The sequence below is a fragment of the Amycolatopsis sp. CA-126428 genome, assembly GCF_002904335.1.
In the GTDB taxonomy this organism is placed as follows: domain Bacteria; phylum Actinomycetota; class Actinomycetes; order Mycobacteriales; family Pseudonocardiaceae; genus Amycolatopsis.
Map to the genome: position 1 here is coordinate 1 of NZ_PPHF01000055.1, position 17695 is coordinate 17695.

Annotated in this window: 17 protein-coding genes; 5 read left to right on the top strand and 12 right to left on the bottom strand. The window is 73.0% G+C overall.

The genetic code is table 11. The features are described 5' to 3' along the window. The 3 genes from C2L58_RS15080 to C2L58_RS15090 form a co-directional block, all read left to right on the top strand. The coding region (locus tag C2L58_RS15080; RefSeq protein WP_146073598.1) for an ANTAR domain-containing protein at positions 1 to 190 on the top strand (190 nt) is incomplete at its 5' end. A gap of 55 nt (positions 191 to 245) precedes the next feature. Continuing rightward, positions 246 to 1067 (top strand): SigB/SigF/SigG family RNA polymerase sigma factor, encoded by an 822-nt coding sequence (locus C2L58_RS15085; protein ID WP_103338205.1) that lies wholly within the window; start codon positions 246 to 248, stop codon positions 1065 to 1067. Positions 1068 to 1178: 111 nt separating this feature from the next. After that, positions 1179 to 1607, top strand: coding sequence for an ATP-binding protein (locus C2L58_RS15090; protein ID WP_103338206.1), 429 nt, complete (start codon positions 1179 to 1181; stop codon positions 1605 to 1607). On the opposite strand, the gene C2L58_RS15095 is transcribed toward C2L58_RS15090, so the two are convergent. Beyond that, a complete protein-coding gene (locus tag C2L58_RS15095) occupies positions 1573 to 2496 on the bottom strand; it encodes a LysR family transcriptional regulator ArgP (RefSeq protein WP_103338207.1) in 924 nt (307 codons plus the stop codon). The genes C2L58_RS15090 and C2L58_RS15095 overlap by 35 nt on opposite strands. Before the next feature lie 48 nt (positions 2497 to 2544). Next, positions 2545 to 3084 (bottom strand): CGNR zinc finger domain-containing protein, encoded by a 540-nt coding sequence (locus tag C2L58_RS15100; protein WP_103338208.1) that lies wholly within the window; start codon positions 3082 to 3084, stop codon positions 2545 to 2547. Between the two features lie 77 nt (positions 3085 to 3161). On the opposite strand from C2L58_RS15100, the gene C2L58_RS15105 reads away from it, so the two are divergent. Further along, the gene (locus C2L58_RS15105) at positions 3162 to 4331 is read left to right on the top strand and encodes an MFS transporter (RefSeq protein WP_103338209.1); all 1170 of its coding nucleotides are present in this window, start codon (positions 3162 to 3164) and stop codon (positions 4329 to 4331) included. On the opposite strand, the gene C2L58_RS15110 is transcribed toward C2L58_RS15105, so the two are convergent. Further along, complete coding sequence (locus C2L58_RS15110; RefSeq protein WP_103338210.1) at positions 4328 to 5218, bottom strand: LysR family transcriptional regulator; 891 nt, start codon at positions 5216 to 5218, stop codon at positions 4328 to 4330. The genes C2L58_RS15105 and C2L58_RS15110 overlap by 4 nt on opposite strands. Positions 5219 to 5301: 83 nt before the next feature. Here C2L58_RS15110 and C2L58_RS15115 point away from each other — a divergent pair, with 83 nt between their 5' ends. Next, complete coding sequence (locus C2L58_RS15115) at positions 5302 to 6150, top strand: EamA family transporter (RefSeq protein WP_233225732.1); 849 nt, start codon at positions 5302 to 5304, stop codon at positions 6148 to 6150. Here the strand turns inward: C2L58_RS15115 and C2L58_RS15120 are convergent. From C2L58_RS15120 to C2L58_RS15160, 9 genes are all read right to left on the bottom strand, one after another. After that, on the bottom strand, positions 6147 to 6977 hold the full coding sequence (locus C2L58_RS15120; RefSeq protein WP_103338211.1) for an NAD(P)H-binding protein: 831 nt from the start codon (positions 6975 to 6977) through the stop codon (positions 6147 to 6149). The genes C2L58_RS15115 and C2L58_RS15120 overlap by 4 nt on opposite strands. Positions 6978 to 7055: 78 nt before the next feature. Further along, on the bottom strand, positions 7056 to 7892 hold the full coding sequence (locus C2L58_RS15125) for a cell division protein FtsQ/DivIB (protein ID WP_103338212.1): 837 nt from the start codon (positions 7890 to 7892) through the stop codon (positions 7056 to 7058). A gap of 4 nt (positions 7893 to 7896) precedes the next feature. Further along, the gene (murC, locus tag C2L58_RS15130) at positions 7897 to 9309 is read right to left on the bottom strand and encodes a UDP-N-acetylmuramate--L-alanine ligase (RefSeq protein ID WP_103338213.1); all 1413 of its coding nucleotides are present in this window, start codon (positions 9307 to 9309) and stop codon (positions 7897 to 7899) included. Then, positions 9302 to 10426 carry an undecaprenyldiphospho-muramoylpentapeptide beta-N-acetylglucosaminyltransferase gene (gene murG, locus C2L58_RS15135; protein WP_103338214.1) on the bottom strand — a complete coding sequence of 375 codons (1125 nt, stop codon included), beginning with the start codon at positions 10424 to 10426 and terminating at the stop codon, positions 9302 to 9304. Before murG ends, murC begins: the two co-directional genes overlap by 8 nt. Continuing rightward, positions 10423 to 11934 (bottom strand): putative lipid II flippase FtsW, encoded by a 1512-nt coding sequence (gene ftsW / locus C2L58_RS15140; protein ID WP_103338215.1) that lies wholly within the window; start codon positions 11932 to 11934, stop codon positions 10423 to 10425. Before ftsW ends, murG begins: the two co-directional genes overlap by 4 nt. Beyond that, entirely contained in the window at positions 11921 to 13330 is a 1410-nt protein-coding gene (murD, locus tag C2L58_RS15145) for a UDP-N-acetylmuramoyl-L-alanine--D-glutamate ligase (RefSeq protein ID WP_103338216.1), read from the bottom strand. Before murD ends, ftsW begins: the two co-directional genes overlap by 14 nt. A 1-nt stretch (position 13331) precedes the next feature. Continuing rightward, positions 13332 to 14414, bottom strand: a complete 1083-nt coding sequence (gene mraY / locus C2L58_RS15150) for a phospho-N-acetylmuramoyl-pentapeptide-transferase (RefSeq protein ID WP_013228040.1) — start codon at positions 14412 to 14414, stop codon at positions 13332 to 13334. Next, positions 14411 to 15913, bottom strand: a complete 1503-nt coding sequence (locus tag C2L58_RS15155) for a UDP-N-acetylmuramoyl-tripeptide--D-alanyl-D-alanine ligase (protein ID WP_103338217.1) — start codon at positions 15911 to 15913, stop codon at positions 14411 to 14413. The genes mraY and C2L58_RS15155 overlap by 4 nt, the downstream gene beginning before the upstream one ends. Further along, on the bottom strand, positions 15910 to 17454 hold the full coding sequence (locus C2L58_RS15160) for a UDP-N-acetylmuramoyl-L-alanyl-D-glutamate--2,6-diaminopimelate ligase (protein ID WP_103338218.1): 1545 nt from the start codon (positions 17452 to 17454) through the stop codon (positions 15910 to 15912). The genes C2L58_RS15155 and C2L58_RS15160 overlap by 4 nt, the downstream gene beginning before the upstream one ends. Positions 17455 to 17695: the final 241 nt, after the last annotated feature.

The window sequence follows — 17695 nt, forward strand, 5'->3', positions numbered from 1 at the left end:
GCGCAAAGCCATCGACAGCCGCGACGTGATCGGCCAGGCCAAAGGCATCATCATGGCGCGCCGAGGCGTCTCCGCGGACGCCGCCTTCGACATCCTGCGACGGACCTCCCAGGACCTCAACGTCAAGCTCGCCGACCTCGCCCGCACGCTCGCCGGCCGCCACACCGAGATCGACCTCCCCACCCGCTGACGGCCGCGACCGAGCTTCTTCGTGTAATTCACACGATCAGGGGTACCCATCAGTTATGACTGTCTGTGCTCCCGACCACGCGCCGGCGAAAGACGCGCTGACCGTCCCGACGCCGCGACGGTCCGACGAATACGCGCACTGCGTTCCCCTCTTCGACGAGCGCAGCCGCCTCGACGCCGAAGACCCCCGCCGGGCCGCTCTCCGTGAGCGGCTGATCACCGAGCACCTCCCCCTCGCCGAGCACATCGCGCGACGCTTCAGCGGCCGCGGCGAACCCTTCGAAGACCTCCTGCAAGTCGCACGGACCGGGCTGATCCGCGCGGTCGACCGGTACGACGCCGGCCGCGGCAGCGACTTCGTCTCCTTCGCCGTACCCACCATCATGGGCGAGGTCCGCCGGCACTTCCGCGACGTCGGCTGGTCCATGCGCGTCCCCCGGACACTGAAGGACCTGAAGCAGAAGCTCGGGAAAGCCAGCGACGTCCTGGCCCACGAACTGGGCCGGGCCCCCACCCCCAGCGAACTCGCCCGCCACCTCGGCATGGACGTCGACACCGTCCGCGAAGGCCTCCTCGCCGCCCAGGCCTACCGCGCCACCTCCCTCGACACCCCCGCCCGAGACGGCGAGGAGGACTTCGCCGCCGCCGCCCGGCTCGCCGAAGACGACACCGGCTTCGAACGGTTCGAAAACCACATCGCCCTGCGCGCGGCCATGGCCACCCTGGAACCCCGGGAACGCGCCATCGTCAAGATGCGGTTCGCCGACGAGCTCACCCAGAGCCAGATCGCCCAGCGCGTCGGCGTCTCCCAGATGCACGTCTCCCGGCTGCTGGCCAAGACCCTCGAGCAGCTGCGGCAGCACATCGACGCCGGGTGATCCACCGGCGCCCGCGGTTGGCGGTTCACGCCCCGGCAACCGGGTAACCAGGCCCGGCAACGGCTCCCCGAAACGGACGGGGCGCCGCGGATCAGGAAGGGCCCAGCCCCGATGCCGATCGAAGAGCAGACGACGCACCTCGACGACTCGCTGCGCGTGCTCGCCCTCGAGGTCACCGACGACCTCGCCGAGCTGGCCACCGTGCGCGCGTGGGCCGAGAAGCTGCTGCAGGATCTGCCCGAAGACCAGCGGGTCGACGCGCTCATGGTGGTCGACGAGCTGACGTCGAACGCCCTCCGGCACGGCAAGCCGCCCCGGCAGGTCCGCCTGCTGCGCAAACGCGACTGGCTCTCCGTGGAAGTCGACGACGGCTGCGTCGACCCCGCCTGCCCGCGGCCGGCGTCGTCCGACGGCGGGCACGGGCTCAAGCTGGTCGCCGCGATGAGCGTGTCCTGGGGTCAGTGGCAGCGTCCCACGGGCAAGACCGTCTGGGCCGAACTCGACCTCACCCGCGCCGGTGCGCCCGGTCAGCCGCATTGAGCGGGCCGCGCAACGAGGACGCCGCCGCGGCCGCCACCGCTTCGGCCACTGTGGACAGTGCGGGCAGGTCCAGTTTCCACTGCTGCCAGTAGAGCGGCACGTCCACCGGCCTGTCTCGCACGAGGGGCACCAGCGTGCCGGCCCGCAGCCCGGGTGCCGCCTGCACCTCGGGCACCATGCCCCACCCGAGGCCGGCTTCGACCGCGGCGACGACCATCTCCGAGGCCGGGACGTAGTGCCGCAGCGCGCTCGCCCCGGTCCCGCCGAGCAGCCGCACGAACGCGTCCTGCAGGTCGTCGTGGTCGTCGAACACCACGACCGGCGCCGCGGACAGGTCGTCCCGCAGCGCGCCGGTCACCCACCGCGCCACGAAGGCGGGGGCGGCCAGCGGCAGGTAGCGCAGGTCGCCGAGCGGGCGCACGGAACAGCCCTGCACCGGAGCGGCCGAGGACGTCACCGCCGCCATCACCCGGCCCTCCCGCAGCAGCGTGGTGGTGTGTTCCTGGTCCTCGCGGTGCAGTTCGAAGCAGATCGGCGGGTCGGCGGTCACCCCGGCGAGCGCCGGCAGGAACCAGGTGGACAGCGAGTCGGCGTTGACCGCGATCGGCACCCGGACGGGCTCGCCGCTCATGCCCAGCTCGGCCCGCGCGTCCCGCTCGAGGGCCGCCAGCCGCCGCGCGAACCGGACCACGACCTGCCCGGACTCGGTGACCCGCACCGGTTTCGTGCGGGTCACCAGCACGCTGCCGGTACGCTGTTCGAGCGCCTTCACCCGCTGGCTCACGGCCGACGGCGTCACGTGCAGCACCGCCGCGGCGGCGTCGAACGTGCCCGCGTCGACGACCGCGAGCAGCGTCCTGACCTGGTCCAGCGGCAGATCCGTCAGCACGGGCGCTGATCTTACGGCGAAAACTTCAGCTGAGCTGTCGACAGTGCGCTACGAGCCGAGGCCGGCCTTCGCTCGATGAGCCGACTTCTTCGCCTGGTTCCCGCACACCCCCATCGAGCACCACCGCCGCGTGCCCGGCCGGGACGTGTCGAGGAACAACGCCCCGCACCGGGCCCCCTCGCACCGCCGGACCCTCGCGAACTCCGGCGACGTCACCAGCTCCAGCGCGTCCCGGGCGAGCAACGCCAGCATCGCCGACGCGGGATCCGCGGCCTGCCAGCGCAGTTCGCCCGACGGTGTCAGCGAAGGCGCGGGCACCGGCAGGGCCGCGGCCCGGTTCAGCCGCTGCCGTACCGACGGGCGCGCCGAGGCCGTCAGCAGCTCGTGGATCGCCTCGCGGACCGCGCGCGCATCGCCGGCCGACGCCGGCCGGACCGGGGTGGCGAACGGGCCGAACCGGTCGATCCACGCTCCCCACGCCGCCGCGTCCGGCAGCTCCTCCGTCTCCGACGGCGTCCCGCGGTACCGCAGCGTCCGGATGAAGTCGAGGCACAAGCGGCCCGCTCCCGCACGGAAGTTGTCCGTCATACGGGTCACAGTACGCCGGAACCGGTTTGACTGGTACCGTCGGGAACCGATCAAACCGGTTCCACGAGGGGGCACGCATGACCGAGACCGAGCAGAAAGCCCCGCCCGGCTGGCTCGTGCTGCTCCTGGCCGTCTCCTGTGGACTGACCGTCGCGAACCTCTACTACGCCCAGCCGCTGCTCGCCGAGCTGCGGCAGGCCTTCGGGGTCGGCGAGGCCGCCGCCGGCGGGGTGGTCACCGCCACCCAGCTCGGGTACGCCGCCGGCATGCTGCTGCTCGTCCCGCTGGGCGACCGGCTCGAAAACCGCGGGCTCGTCGCGACGCTGCTCGCGGTCGCCTGCGCCGGGCTGGTCGTCACCGGGATCGCGCCCGGGTTCGCCGTCCTGCTGCTCGCCTCGCTGGTCGTCGGGGCGGCGTCGGTCGTGGTGCAGATCCTCATCCCGTTCGCCGCCGACCTCTCCCCCGACGCCATCCGCGGCCGGATCGTCGGGCGGGTCGTCAGCGGGCTGCTCTTCGGGATCCTGCTCTCGCGCGTCGTCGCCAGCCTGCTCGCGGAGGTGACCAGCTGGCGGGTCGTGTTCCTGATTTCGGCCGGCGCGATGGCCGCGCTCGCCCTCGTCCTGCGGTTCATCCTGCCGGCCCGCGCGCCGAAGACCGACGTCCGCTACGGCGAACTGCTCCGCTCGACGTTCGCCATGGCGCGGAAACACCCGCCGCTGCGCCACCGGGCGCTCTACCAGTCGGCGATGTTCGGTGCGTTCAGCGCGTTCTGGACGACCATCGCGTTCGTCCTGACCGCGCCGCCCTTCAACTACTCCCAGCTGGGTGTCGGCCTGTTCGCGCTGGCGGGTGCGGCCGGCGCCGCGGTGGCGCCACTGGCCGGCCGGTGGTCGGACCACGGCCACGGCCGGCAGCTCACCGCGGGCGCCTTCGTGCTGTGCGCCGCGGCGTTCGCGCTCGCCGGTTTCGGCGCGCACAGCGTCATCCTGCTGGCGATCGCGGCGATCGCCGTCGACATGGCCGTCCAGACCACGCTGGTGGTCGGCCAGCACACGATCTACCAGCTCGACCCGTCCGCCCGCGCCCGCATCAACAGCGTCTACCTGGGCACGTTCTTCATCGGCGGCGCAATCGGCTCCCAGGCCGGCTCGATCGCCTACCACCTCGGCGGCTGGACGGCGGTCGTCGTGTTCGCCGGCGTGCTCCCGCTGCTCGGCCTGGCCGGGATGGCCCGCACCCGCGTCTAGCGCGCCAGCAAGCCGAGCACCAACGCCAGCGGCGCCCACGTCTCCCGCCCGCGACGCGTACAGGCGTACGCCCGCTGCCGCACCTCAGGGCCGGCCAACGGCAGCACCGTGACCCCCGATCTCGCGGCCCAGGTCGCCGGCAGCAGGCCGGCCGCGGGGGCCGGGCCGGTCGCGATGAGGTCCTCCACCAGCTCCAGGCTGTCCGCGCGGTGCGTCAGGCGGGGCTCGAACCCCGCCATGGCCGCCAGCCTGCGGACCACGTCCTCGTCCGTGCCGTCGCGGGAGTTGACGATCCAGCCGTGGTCGCGGAACGCCTCGAAGACCGCCACCGTCCCGTCGCCGCGCACCCGGGGCGCGTCGGCGGCCGGGACGGCGAGCCCCCAGGTCGCCGTCCACAGTGGACGCGCCTGGATCGCGGGGTCGGTGCCCGCCGGGGCGAGTTCGTAGTCGTAGGTCAGTGCGAGGTCGATGTCGTCGGCCAGCAGCGCGGCGAACGCCTCGGGCGGTTCGTACTCGCTGATCCGCAGCTCCACCCGCGGGTGGTGCGCGGCGAGCGTGGCCGCGGCCGGCAGCACCGAGCGCCGCACGGCCGTGGCGAACCCGGCGACCCGCACGGTGCCGGCCGGCTCGGCGTGGGGGTCGAGATCGGCGCGCGCGGCCTCCACGGCGGCGAGGATCGTCACCGCGTGCTCGGCCAGGCGGCGTCCCGCGGGGGTGAGCCGCACCCGGCGGCCGTCCGGTTCCAGCAGGGGCACGCCGGTTTCCCGCGCCAGCACCGCGATCTGCTGCGAGACCGTGGACGTGGTGGTTCCGAGCACGTCCGCCACCGCGCGCATCGAGCCGTGGCGGGACAGCTCGAGGAGGAACCGGAGCCGGCGGGTGTCCACGCCGCCATTGTCCACGAATCGCGAACGGTATGTCCACGATTGCCACGTGGACGTGAACGGTCGTGTTCGGCTTTGCTGGACGCGTGCCGTCCTCGTCCCGCGCCGGAGCGACCCTCGCCGTCGCCGCCATGCTCTGCGTCCAGCTCGGTCTCGCCGTCTCGGTCGGCCTGTTCGACCGCGTCGGTCCCGAAGGAGCGGCGTGGTTGCGCCTGGCGTGGGCCGGGGTGCTGCTGCTCGTCGTGGTCCGGCCGCGTCCGTCGTCGTTCCGGCGGAGCACGTTCGTGGCCTGCTGCGGCCTGGGCGTGGTCACGGCGGGGATGACCATGCTGTTCATGGAAGCGGTGGCCCGGTTGCCGCTGGGCACGGCGAGTGCGCTGGAGTTCCTCGGACCGCTGACCGTCGCCGTCACGCGAGGCCGCAAGCGGGGGTGGCCGGTCCTCGCCGCGGCCGGGGTGGTGTTGCTGACCCAGCCGTGGCGGGGCGGCGCGGACCTGGCGGGCGTCGGCTTCGCGCTGGCGGCCGCGGTCTGCTGGGCCTGCTACATCCTGCTGACGCAGCGGGTCGGCGACGAGGTGGCGGGCGTGCGCGGGCTCGCGGTGTCGATGCCGGTGGCGGGCCTCGTGGCGACGCTCGTCTACGGACCGGGGGTGTTCGGGCACCTGACCTGGCCGCTGCTGCTCACCGGCCTCGGGCTGGCGGTGTTGCTGCCGGTGGTGCCGTTCGCGCTCGAGATGCTCGCACTCCGACGGCTGACCGCCCCCGCGTTCGGAACGCTGATGAGCCTGGAACCGGCCATCGCCCTGACGATCGGGCTCATCGTGCTCCGCCAGATCCCGGACACCGCCGCGGCAGTGGGCGTGGTGCTCGTCGTGGCGGCCGGGATCGGCGCGGAGCGGACCGGGACGCGGGAACGGGCCGAGCAGCCGGCCTAGGCGAAGACGTCCCGCCGCGCGGCCACCCACTCCGCGTGCGTCGTCCCCGGACGGCCCAGCAGCTCCTCGACGACGCCGGTCGGCACCTGCGGGTGCCGTAGCGTTTCCGCAAAGCCGTCGAGCAGCCAATCAACGGCCGATTCCGGGACGCCGTACCCGATCCACTGCGCGCGCTGCTCCGCCGGCGTCAGCTCGCGGAAGCGGATCTCGCGACCCAGCACCGAGGCCAGGGTCCCGACCTGCCCGCGCAGGGTGATCGCCTCCGGTCCACTGAGGACATACGTCCGGCCGGTGTGCCCGGCCGAGACCAGCACCCGGGCGGCCACCGCCGCGATGTCGCCGAGGTCGATGGGGGTCTGCGTCGCGTCGCCGTAGGCCGTCGCGACCTCGCCCGCCCGGACCATCGGCGCCCAGTCGAGCGTGTTGTTCATGAACCCGCCGGGCCGCAGGAAGGTCCAGGCGAACCCGGCGTCCCGGACGGCGGCCTCGACGGCGCCGTACTCGTGCCCGCTGGAGCCCTCGTGCTCGTCCCCGACGCTGCTGCCCGACAACGCGACCACCCGCTCGACGCCGGCCTCCGCGGCCAGCTCGCAGAACCGCCGGACGGTGCGGGCCATCGGCGCCAGGTACACCGCCGAGACCCCCTTGAGCGCGACCGGCAGCGTCGACGGCTTCGCCAGTGACCCGACGACCACCTCGGCCCCGGCCGGGAGCCGGGCGCGTTCCGGATCGACGGTCAGCGCCCGCACGGGCACACCCGCCTCGACCAGCTCGTCGACCACCAGCCGGCCGACGCTGCCGGTCGCACCCGTCACCAGGATCGTCATGATCGTCCTCCTCATTCTCGTATGTCGTACGAGATCGTACGACATACGAGAACTCCGGTGCACCCGAAAAAAGGAACTTCAGGAGGTGATGGTCGGCAGTTCCGGCGCCGCGACGTCGTAGACCTTGCCGTCCTGGGTCAGCAGCGCGGCCAGGACCTTGGCCTTGCGGTCCGTCTGCTCCGCGGTGCCCCAGCGGACGATCTTGCCGTTGGCCAGCGTGAACTCCACGCTCGCCGGCGTCTTCGCCGTCGCCGTCGTGACCTGCTTGAGGAGCTGCTCCGGGATCACCCCGAGCACCGCCGTCACCGCGCGCGTCACCGGGTCGTCCGCCGACACCTTCGGCAGCTTGAGCTCCGGCAGGCCCGGCGGGCGCGCCGCGACCGTCTTGAACACCACGCCGCCGCCGTCGACGAGGTGGACGCCGTCGCCGCCCGGGCCGCTGTCGAAGAACGCGATCGCCGTCCGCTCGGTCACCGTGATCTCGACCGTGTTCGGCCACGAGCGGGACACCTCGACCGTCGCGATGCCCGGCATCCCCGCCACCCGGTCGCGGATCTCGTCGGTGCTCAGCCGCAGCATCGGCTTGCCGGCCGGGACCGCGGCCGCCGTGCGGATCTGGTCGGCCGGCACCGTGCGGGAGCCGCTGACCGAGACGTCCTGCACGCCGAGCATCGAGCTGAAGAACAGCAGGTACACCAGCGCCACCACGGTGAGCACGGACAGCAGCGCGACCCACCGGCGGCGGATCTCCACCTGCCGGTTGGGCCGGGTGCGGACGCTCGGCTTGGGCCGCGCGGCGCGGGTCCGGCGGCGCTCCTCTTCGGAGCGCCGCCCCCGGCGTTGCCGGGCCAGGGCAGCGCGATCCGGCAGCTCCTCTTCGGAGGACGGACGGCGGCGTTCCCTGGTCGGACTCATGGCCTCAGCGCTTGTCCAGCTCGGCGAGGATCTCCGGCCCCAGCTGCGTCACGTCCCCGGCGCCCATGGTCACCACCAGGTCACCGGGCTTGGCCAGCCCGGCCGCCAGCGGCGCCGCGACGTCGAACGCCGGCTCGTAGTGCACCGCCGCGGTCACCCGGTCGGCGATCAGCGCGCCGGTGACCCCCGGCTCGGGCTCCTCCCGCGCGCCGTAGACGTCCAGCACGACGACCTCGTCGGCCAGCGAGAGCGCTTCGGCGAACTCCACCGAGAACGTCTTGGTCCGCGAGTACAGGTGCGGCTGGAACACCACGATCACCCGCCCGGACCCGGCCGCCGTCCGCACCGCGCGCAGCTGCGCGGCCACCTCGGTCGGGTGGTGGGCGTAGTCGTCGTAGACGCGGACGTCGCCGGCGCGGCCCTTGAACTCGAACCGCCGCCGCACTCCCCCGAACGCCGCGAGCCCGTCGACCAGGCCGGACACCGGGGCGCCCAGCTCGATCCCGGCCAGCAGGGCCGCGATCGCGTTGAGCGCCATGTGCTCGCCCGGCACGGCGACGCGCACCGAAACTTCTTCGCCGGCCAGCTCGAGCCGCACGACACCGCCGTCCGGCGCCGGGACGTACTCCAGGATCCGCGCGTCACCCGGACCGGTGCCCGTGCGGCCGTAGCGGCGCACCCGGACCCCCAGGTCGGCCGCCTGCCGGCCGAGTTCGTCCGCCGCAGGGTCGTCACCGCAGACGATGAGCAGCCCGCCCGGGACGATCCGGCTCACGAACTCGGTGAACACCTTCGTGTAGGCCTCGGCCGTGCCGTGGTGGTCCAGGTGGTCCGGCTCGACGTTCGTCACGACCGCGACCGACGGCGAGTAGGTCAGGAACGAGCCGTCGCTCTCGTCGGCCTCGGCGACGAACACGCCACCCTCGCCGTGGTGGGCGTTGGCGCCGGACTCGTTGAGGTCGCCGCCGATGGCGAACGACGGGTCGAGCCGGCAGTGCTGCAGGGCGACGGTCAGCATCGACGTCGTCGACGTCTTGCCGTGCGTGCCCGCGATGCAGGCGACGCGGTGGCCTTCCATCAGCCCGGCCAGCGCCTGCGCCCGGTGCAGCACCGGGATCCCCGCGGCCCGGGCCGCGGCCAGCTCGGGGTTGGTCTCCTTGATCGCCGTCGAGACGACCACCGCGGACGGCGGCTCCGCAAGCGCGGCAATGTTCGCGGCGCTCTGGCCGACGAACAGCTCGGCACCCTGGGCGCGCAGCGACAGCAGCGCGCGCGACTCCTTGGCGTCCGAGCCCGACACGAAAGCGCCCCGGGCCAGCAGGATCCGCGCGATGCCGGACATGCCGGCCCCGCCGATCCCGATCAGGTGCGCCCGGCGCAGTTCTTCAGGCAACTCAGGCTGTGCCGACTCAACCACGGGCGGCCTCCAGAACGATGCGGGCGAGGGTTTCGTCGGCCTCGCGGTGGCCCATGCCGACCGCCGCCGCACCCATCTTCGCTACACGGTCGGCGTCGGTGACCAGCGGGACGACCAGCTCGGCGACCTTGGCCGGGCTGAGGTCGCCGTCGAAGACCATCAGCGCGGCGCCGGCTTCGACGGCGGGCCGGGCGTTGCTGGCCTGCTCGCCGTTGCCGATCGGCAGCGGGACGAACACCGCGGGCAGCCCGACCGACGTCACCTCGGCGACGGTCATCGCGCCCGAGCGGCAGATCGCGACGTCGGCCGCGGCGTAGGCCAGGTCCATCCGCTCCAGGTACGGCACCGGCAGGTACGCCGGCTTGCCCGGGAACTCCTGGACGACCAGCGTGTTCTTCGGCCCGTGCGCGTGCAGGACGCCGACCCCGGCGTCGGCGAGGTCCTTCGCCGCGCCGGACACGGCGGCGTTGATCGACTGCGCACCCTGCGAACCACCGAAGACCAGCAGCGTAGGCGCGTCCGGGTCCAGGCCGAAGTGCGCCCGCGCCTCGGCTCGCAGCGCGGCCCGGTCCAGCGTGGTGATCGACCGCCGCAGCGGGATCCCGACGACCTCGGCCTTCGGCAGCGGGGTGCCGGCGACGGCGACCGCGACGCGGCGGGCGAACCGCGCGCCGACCTTGTTCGCCAGGCCGGGCGACTGGTTGGCCTCGTGCACGACGATCGGGACGCGCCCGCGCGCGGCCAGGTAGGCGGGCAGGGCGACGTACCCGCCGAAGCCGACGACGACGTCCGCGCCGACCCGGTCGAGCACCTCGCGGGTCTTGCGGACCGAGTCGCGGACCTTCAGCGGCAGCTTGACCAGCTCCGGCGTCGGCTTGCGCGGCAGCGGCACCGGCGGGATCAGCTCCAGGGGATAGCCGCGCGCCGGGACCAGCTTGTTCTCCAGGCCGCGCTCGGTGCCGAGCGCGACGACCGTCGCGTCCGGGCGCAGCCGCATGACGGCGTCGGCCAGGGCGAGGGCGGGTTCGATGTGTCCTGCGGTGCCACCTCCGGCGACCACGACCACGGGCCCCTTGCCCGTAGCGGCTCGCTCGGCTCCCTTGACGGGCTTACTCACCTATGACCTCTCCGGTTCGCGGTACTCCGGGTACCACGGCTCGCTGTTGTCCGCGCGGCCCCGCCGCGAGACGTGCTCGTGCGGGCCGCGCTCGTCCGTGCCGCGCTGCGGCGCACCGGTTCGCGGACCGACCTGCGTCGTTCCTGAGCCGGGGCGGGCCGGGCCGCACGGGGCGCCGGCCTGGCCGCCTTCGCCCCACTCCGCCCCGCCGCCTTGCGCGTGGCGGGCGGACGGTACGGGTCGGGCGCGGGCAGCCGCAGCAGACGCCCGAATTTACCCGGCCCCTGTGTGCGCAGCGCGGCCACCGCCTCCGGTTCGTGCCGGGCGGCGTTCGCGAGCACGCCCATGATGAGCATGGTGATCACCAGCGAGGTGCCGCCGTAGGAGATGAGCGGCAGCGTGACGCCGGTGACGGGCAGCAGGCCGACGACGTAGCCGATGTTGATGCCGGCCTGCGCCACGAGGAACACCGTCAGCGTGCCGGAGACGATCCGGATCCACGGGTCGATGTTGCGGGTGGCGATCCGCAGGCCGACGACGGCGACCCCACCGAAGAGGACGAGCACGACGACGCAGCCGATCAGCCCGAGCTCCTCGCCGATCACCGCGAAGATGAAGTCGTTCTGCGCGTTGGGGAGGTAACCCCAGTTGGACGCGCCCTGGCCGAGGCCCTTGCCGAGGAAACCGCCGTCGGCCAGGGCGAGCTTGGCCTGGTTGGCCTGGAAGCCCTCGGCGCTGACGTCGGCGTCCGGCGAGAGGAACGACATGACCCGGGCGAGCCGGTAGGGCGCGATGACGGCCAGCACGAGCACCCCGGCCAGGCCACCGGCGAGGATGACGCCGAACAGCCGTTTCGGGGCGCCGGCGAACCACAGCAGCGCCAGCAGAACCACGGCCAGGGTGACGGTGCCGCCGAGGTCGGGCTGCAGCATGACCAGGGCGAACATCAGCAGCGCGATCGGCACCACCGGCACCAGCAGGTGCCGCCACTGGTGGATCACGTTGTACTTGATCACCAGGATGTGGGCGCCCCAGAAGGCCAGCGCGACCTTCGCGGCTTCGACCGGCTGGAAGGTGAACTCGCCGAGCTTGAACCAGCCCTGCGAGCCGTTGACCGTCGAGCCGAGTGGGGTGAGCACCAGCACCAGCAGGGCGAGGCAGATCACCGTCGCGGTGGCCGACATCCGCCGGATCCGCTCCAGCTTGACCCGCAAGCCCAGCCAGAAGACGACCGAGCCGAGCGCGACGAACACCAGGTGCTTGACGAACAGCGAGTACACCCCGCTGCCGGTCTTCGGGTTGTAGGAGGTGACCGACGACGCCGAGAGCACCATGACGATGCCGATGACGGTGAGCACGCCGGTGAGGGCGAGCACGAGGTGGAACGAGGCGAGCGGCCGCGAGAGCCACGCTGTCAGCGCCGTCCGGAAGGCGACGAAGCCGCTCTCCTTGCGCTCGCGGCGCGGCCGCTTCGGCGGCGTTTCCGGCTTCTTTTCAGCTGTCGTCACTCGGCTCCCCCGCTGCGTCGTCGCGGAGGACACGCACGGCCGCGGCGAACGCGTCGCCGCGCTCGCCGTAGCTCGAGAACATGTCCAACGACGCCGCGGCGGGTGCCAGCAGCACCACGTCACCGGGTCGGGCCATCGCGCTGGCCGCACTCACCGCCGCAGTCATGGGTTCATCGTCACCCGGACGGAGGCTGTTCACCGGGACATCCGGCGCGTGTCGCGCAACCGCGGCGGCGATCACGGGTGAATCGACGCCGAGTAGCACAACTCCGCGGAGCCGGCCTGCGATGCTGCTCACCAACTCGTCGACCGACGCGCCCTTGAGCTGGCCCCCGGCGATCCACACGATGCTCGCGTGGGCCCGCAGGGACCCGGCGGCCGCGTGCGGGTTGGTCGCCTTCGAGTCGTTGACGTACCGCACCCCGGCCACCTCGGCGACCTCGGCGGCCCGGTGCGGGGCCGGCTGGTACTCGCGCAGGCCCTTGACCACGGCGTCGGCCGAGACGCCGTGGGCGCGGGCCAGCGCGGCCGCGGCGAGGGCGTTCGCGACGTTGTGCGGGCCGGCCGGGCGCACGTCGGAGAGCGTGGCGAGCTCCTCGGCGCTGTTCGCCGGGTCGGCGACGAAGGCGCGGTCGACCAGCAGGTCCTCGACCACGCCCAGCTCACCGGCGCGCGGGGTGTCGAGCTGGAAGCCGACGCGGCGGGCGCTCTCCGGAGCGTGCTCGGCGGCGATCCGGGTGGACCAGTCGTCGTCGGCGTTGTGCACGGCGACCTTGGCGCGGGTGTACACGCGCCCCTTCGCGGCCGCGTACTCGGCCATCGAGCCGTGCCAGTCGATGTGGTCCTCGGCCAGGTTCAGCACCACGGCGGCGTCCGGCGCCAGCGTGGAGGACCAGTGCAGCTGGAAGCTCGACAGCTCCACGGCCAGCACGTCGTACCCCGCGCGGACCGCGTCGAGCGCCGCGTAGCCGATGTTCCCGCAGGCCACGGCGTTGCTGCCGGCGGCCTTGAGGATCGATTCGAGCATGCCGGCGGTGGTCGTCTTGCCGTTGGTGCCGGTGATCACCAGCCACGACGGCGGGTGCTCGCGCAGTTGCCCGACGCGCCAGGCCAGCTCGACGTCGCCGATGACCTCGACCCCGGCCTCGGCGGCGGCCACGAGCAGCGGCGACGTCGGCCGCCAGCCGGGGCTGGTGACGACCAGGACGACATCGGCGGGCGGCTCGGTCAGGCCCGGCACCAGCTCGGCGCCGAGGCCCTCCAGCTCGGCCAGGCGCTCGGCGTTGCCGTCGGTGACGGTGACGCGCGCACCCAGCTCGACCAGCACGGGGACGACCGACTTGCCGGTGACCCCGGCCCCGGCGACGAGAACGTGAGAACCGGCGATGTCCTTCATGTCAGCCGCCGAGGCCCAGCTGTTCGCTGTAGAACAGGCCGAGCCCGAACATGCAGCAGATCGCCGAGAGCAGCCAGAACCGGATGATCACCGTGGTTTCGGCCCAGCCGGCGAGCTCGAAGTGGTGGTGGAACGGCGCCATCCGGAACAACCTTCGCCGGGTCGTCCGGAACACCGCGATCTGCGCGACCACCGAGATCATCTCGACCATGAACAGGCCGCCGATGACGATGGCGAGCAGCTCGGTGCGGGTCGTCATGGACAGGCCGGCGACCAGGCCGCCGAGGGCCAGCGAACCGGTGTCGCCCATGAAGATCTTCGCCGGGGCCGCGTTCCACCAGAGGAAGCCCACGCAGGCACCGGTCGCCGCGGCGGCGACCACGGCCAGGTCCAGCGGGTCGCGGACGTCGTAGCAGGCGGCGGCCGGCGCGTTGGCGCAGGACAGCCGCTCCTGCCAGAACGAGATCACGACGTAGGTGGCCAGCACCATCGCCGCCGCGCCACCGGCCAGGCCGTCGAGGCCGTCGGTGAAGTTGACCGCGTTCGACCAGCCGGAGATCACGACGTAGCAGAAGATCACGAAGATCACCGACGGGAAGGTGATCAGCGCGAGGTCGCGGACGTAGGAGAGGCTCTCCGAGGCCGGCGTGATGCCGTGCTGGTTCGGGAAGTTCAGCGCCAGCACCGCGAACGCGATGGTGACGACCAGCTGCCCGACCAGCTTCGCGGTCTTGTTCAGCCCGAGGTTGCGCTGCTTGCGGATCTTGATGAAGTCGTCGAGGAACCCGACGATCCCCAGGCCCACCGCGAGCATCAGCACGAGCAGCCCGGAGGCCGTCGGCGCGCCGCTGCGGGAGTTGAACATCCAGTTGATCAGGTGCGCGGCGAAGTACCCGACGACCATCGCGATGATGATCGCGACACCGCCCATGGTCGGGGTACCGCGCTTGGACTTGTGTCCCTGGGGGCCTTCCTCGCGGATCTCCTGGCCGAAGCCCTGCCGGGAGAAGACCCGGATCAGGTAGGGCGTCAGCATGATGGAGACCAGCAGGCCCGCCGCGGCCGCGATCAGGATGCTGATCACGCGTCACCACCGTTCGAGCGATTCTCGGAGTTGTCGGTTTCCCGGGGTTCGAGCAGGGCCTCGGCGACCCGCCAGAGGCCGGCGGCCTTGGAGGCCTTGACCAGCACCACGTCCCCCGGGCGGAGCTGATCATGCAGCAGGGCGGCGGCGGCCTCGACGTCGGGTACCAAAGTGGATTCCTCGCCCCAGGAGCCTTCCTGGTGCGCGCCCTGGTGCATGGCCGCCGCCTCGGGCCCGATGACGACGAGCTTGGCGATGTTGAGCCGGACGACGAGCCGGCCGATCTCGTCGTGGGCGGTGACCGAGTCCGCGCCGAGCTCGCCCATCACGCCGAGCACGGCCCAGGACCGGCGGCCGGTTTCCCGGGTCATCGCCGCGAGGGCCTTCAGGCCGGCCCTCATCGACTCGGGGTTGGCGTTGAACGAGTCGTTGAGGATGGTGACGCCGTCGGGCCGGGTGACGACCTCCATGCGGCGCGCGGAGCGCCGCTCGAGGGCCGAGAGCCGGGTGGCGATCTCGTCCGGCGTCGCACCCAGCTCCAGCGCGACCGCCGCGGCGGACAGCGCGTTGCCGACGTGGTGCTCGCCGTGCAGCGGCAGCCGGACGTCGGCCTCGCCGGCCGGGGTGATCAGCCGGAAGGAGGCGCGGGCCTCGTCGTCGAGGGTGATGTTCTCCGCGCGGATCTGTGCCGAAGGGCTCTCGCCGACGAACACCACGCGGGCCTTCGTGCGGCTCGCCATGGCCGCGACCAGCGGGTCGTCGAGGTTGAGCACCGCGACGCCGTCTTCGGGCAGGGCTTCGACGAGCTCGCCCTTGGTCTTCGCGATGCCTTCGCGCGAGCCGAACTCGCCGACGTGCGCGCTGCCGACGTTGAGCACGACGCCGATCTTCGGCGGGGCGATCTCCGCGAGGTGGGCGATGTGGCCCGGGCCCCGCGCCGACAGCTCCAGCACGAGGTGCTTCGTCCCGGCGTCCGCCCGCAACGCCGTCCAGGGGTGGCCGAGCTCGTTGTTGAACGACCCGGGCGGCGCGATCGTCGGGCCGAGCGGCTCGAGCAGCTGCGCGATGACGTCCTTGGTCGAGGTCTTGCCGGAGGAGCCGGTGACGCCGACGACGGTCAGCTCGCCCTCGGCCAGCCGCTGCACGACGTACCGGGCGAGCTTGGCCAGCGCGGCCAGCACCGCGGCGCCGGAGCCGTCCTTGTCGCCGGTCAGCGCGACCGACCGCTCGTGGGCCTCACCCGCGGCGAGCGGCGGGACGACGATCGCGGGCGCGTCGACCTCGCGGGCGGCCAGCACGGCCACGGCGCCGGCCTCGACGGCCCGCGCGGCGAAGTCGTGGCCGTCGACCTTCTCCCCCGGCAGCGCGACGAACAGGCCGCCGGGCGTGAGCTCCCGGGTGTCGAACTCCACGGTGCCGGTCACCTGCGCGCCCGGGTCGGCGCGGTGCAGCCGGCCGCCGACGACGCCGGCGATCTCGGCCAGGCTGAGCACGATCACACACTCACCTCGAGTTTGTTGCGGATGGCCGCGGCCAGCTCGTCGCGGTCGGAGAACGGGTGCACGACACCGCCGGCCTCCTGGCCGGACTCGTGCCCCTTGCCGGCGAGGAAGACGATGTCGCCCGGCTCGGCGAGCGAGACGGCGTGCGCGATGGCCTCGCGGCGGTCGCCGATCTCGATGATCTCGCCGCCTTCGGCGGGCCCGACCGCGCGGGCGCCGGCGAGCATGGCGGCCCGGATCGCCGCCGGGTCTTCGGAGCGCGGGTTGTCGTCGGTGACGATCAGGACTTCACTGCGGCGGGCCGCGGCCTCGCCCATCATCGGGCGCTTGGCAGTGTCCCGGTCGCCGCCGCAGCCGAGCACGGTGATGATCCGCCCCTCGGTGCGCGCCCGCAGCGCGTCCAGCCCCTGGGCGACCGCGGCCGGCTTGTGGGCGTAGTCGACGACGGCGGTGAACTCCTGGCCGACGTAGACGCGCTCCATCCGGCCGGGGACCTGCACCTGGGCGAGCCCGGTGACGATGTGCTCCAGCGACACCCCGGCGGTGCTCAGGATCGCGGCCGCGAGCACGGCGTTGGCGACGTTGAACTCGCCGGGCAGCGGGATCCGGGCGGCCGCGCGGGCGCCGTCCGGGCCGTGCAGGGTGAACGTCTGCTCGCCCCGCGGGGTGGCCTCCAGGTCGGTGGCCTTCCACACGGCCTCGGTGCCCGGATCGGTGGTCACGGTGATCGTCTGCGGCGTGAGCAGGGCCTGCCCCCACGCGCTGTCGGCCACGACGACCTCGTGCGTCGAGCGGCCGTCGAACAGCAGCGACTTCGCGGCGAAGTACTCCTGCATGTCCTTGTGGAAGTCCAGGTGGTCCTGGGAGAGGTTGGTGAACGCGCCGACCGCGAACCGGGTGCCGTTGACGCGGCCCAGCGCGAGCGCGTGGCTGGAGACCTCCATCGGCACGTGCGTGACGCCGCGCTCGAGCATCACCGCGAGCAGCGCCTGCAGGTCGGGCGCCTCCGGCGTGGTGAAGCCGCTGACCAGCCGCTCGCCGGCGATCCGGGTCTCCACCGTGCCGATCAGGCCGGTGGTCAGGCCGGCGGCCTGCAGGCCGGCGTCGACCAGGTAGGACGTCGTCGTCTTGCCGGAGGTGCCGGTGACGCCGAGCACGGACAGCTTCAGGGAGGGCTCGCCGTAGATCCAGGCGGCGATCTCGCCGAGGGCGGCGCGCGGATCGGCGTGGACCAGGATCGGGACGCCGGCGTCGCGCAGGGCGGGCCGCTCGGCGCCCGCGGCGTCGGTGAGCACGGCGACGGCCCCGGCCGCGACGGCCTGGTCGCTGAAGTCGGCGCCGTGGGCGCGGGCGCCCGGGAGGGCGGCGAAGAGGTCACCGGGCAGCACGTGCTGGGCACGCAGCGTGGTGCCGGTGACGGTGAGCTCGGCCGCGTCGGGCGAGCCGGCGATCAGGCGGGCGTCCGCCCTGGCGAGCAGCGTCGCCAGCGGGACCGGGTCGATGCGCGCCGGGCGGGGCGGCGCGGGGACCGCTTTCACCGGGCTTTCCGGCACCTGGGAACTGGACGAGGACACGGACACGGCCAAGAGGCTACCGGCGGGCGGTTCGGGCACCCGCACGCGGTACGGCGATTGCGCACGGCTGAGGCACATGTGCTAGACCCCCGCTCGCTCCCCGTTGGCGCGCAACGGTTTCCCCCTCCCCGACCGATGTGGACGCTCTGCCGCGGCGGGTCGTGAGTGGTAAGGCGGGTTAGAACCCGCCTTACCACTCACGACC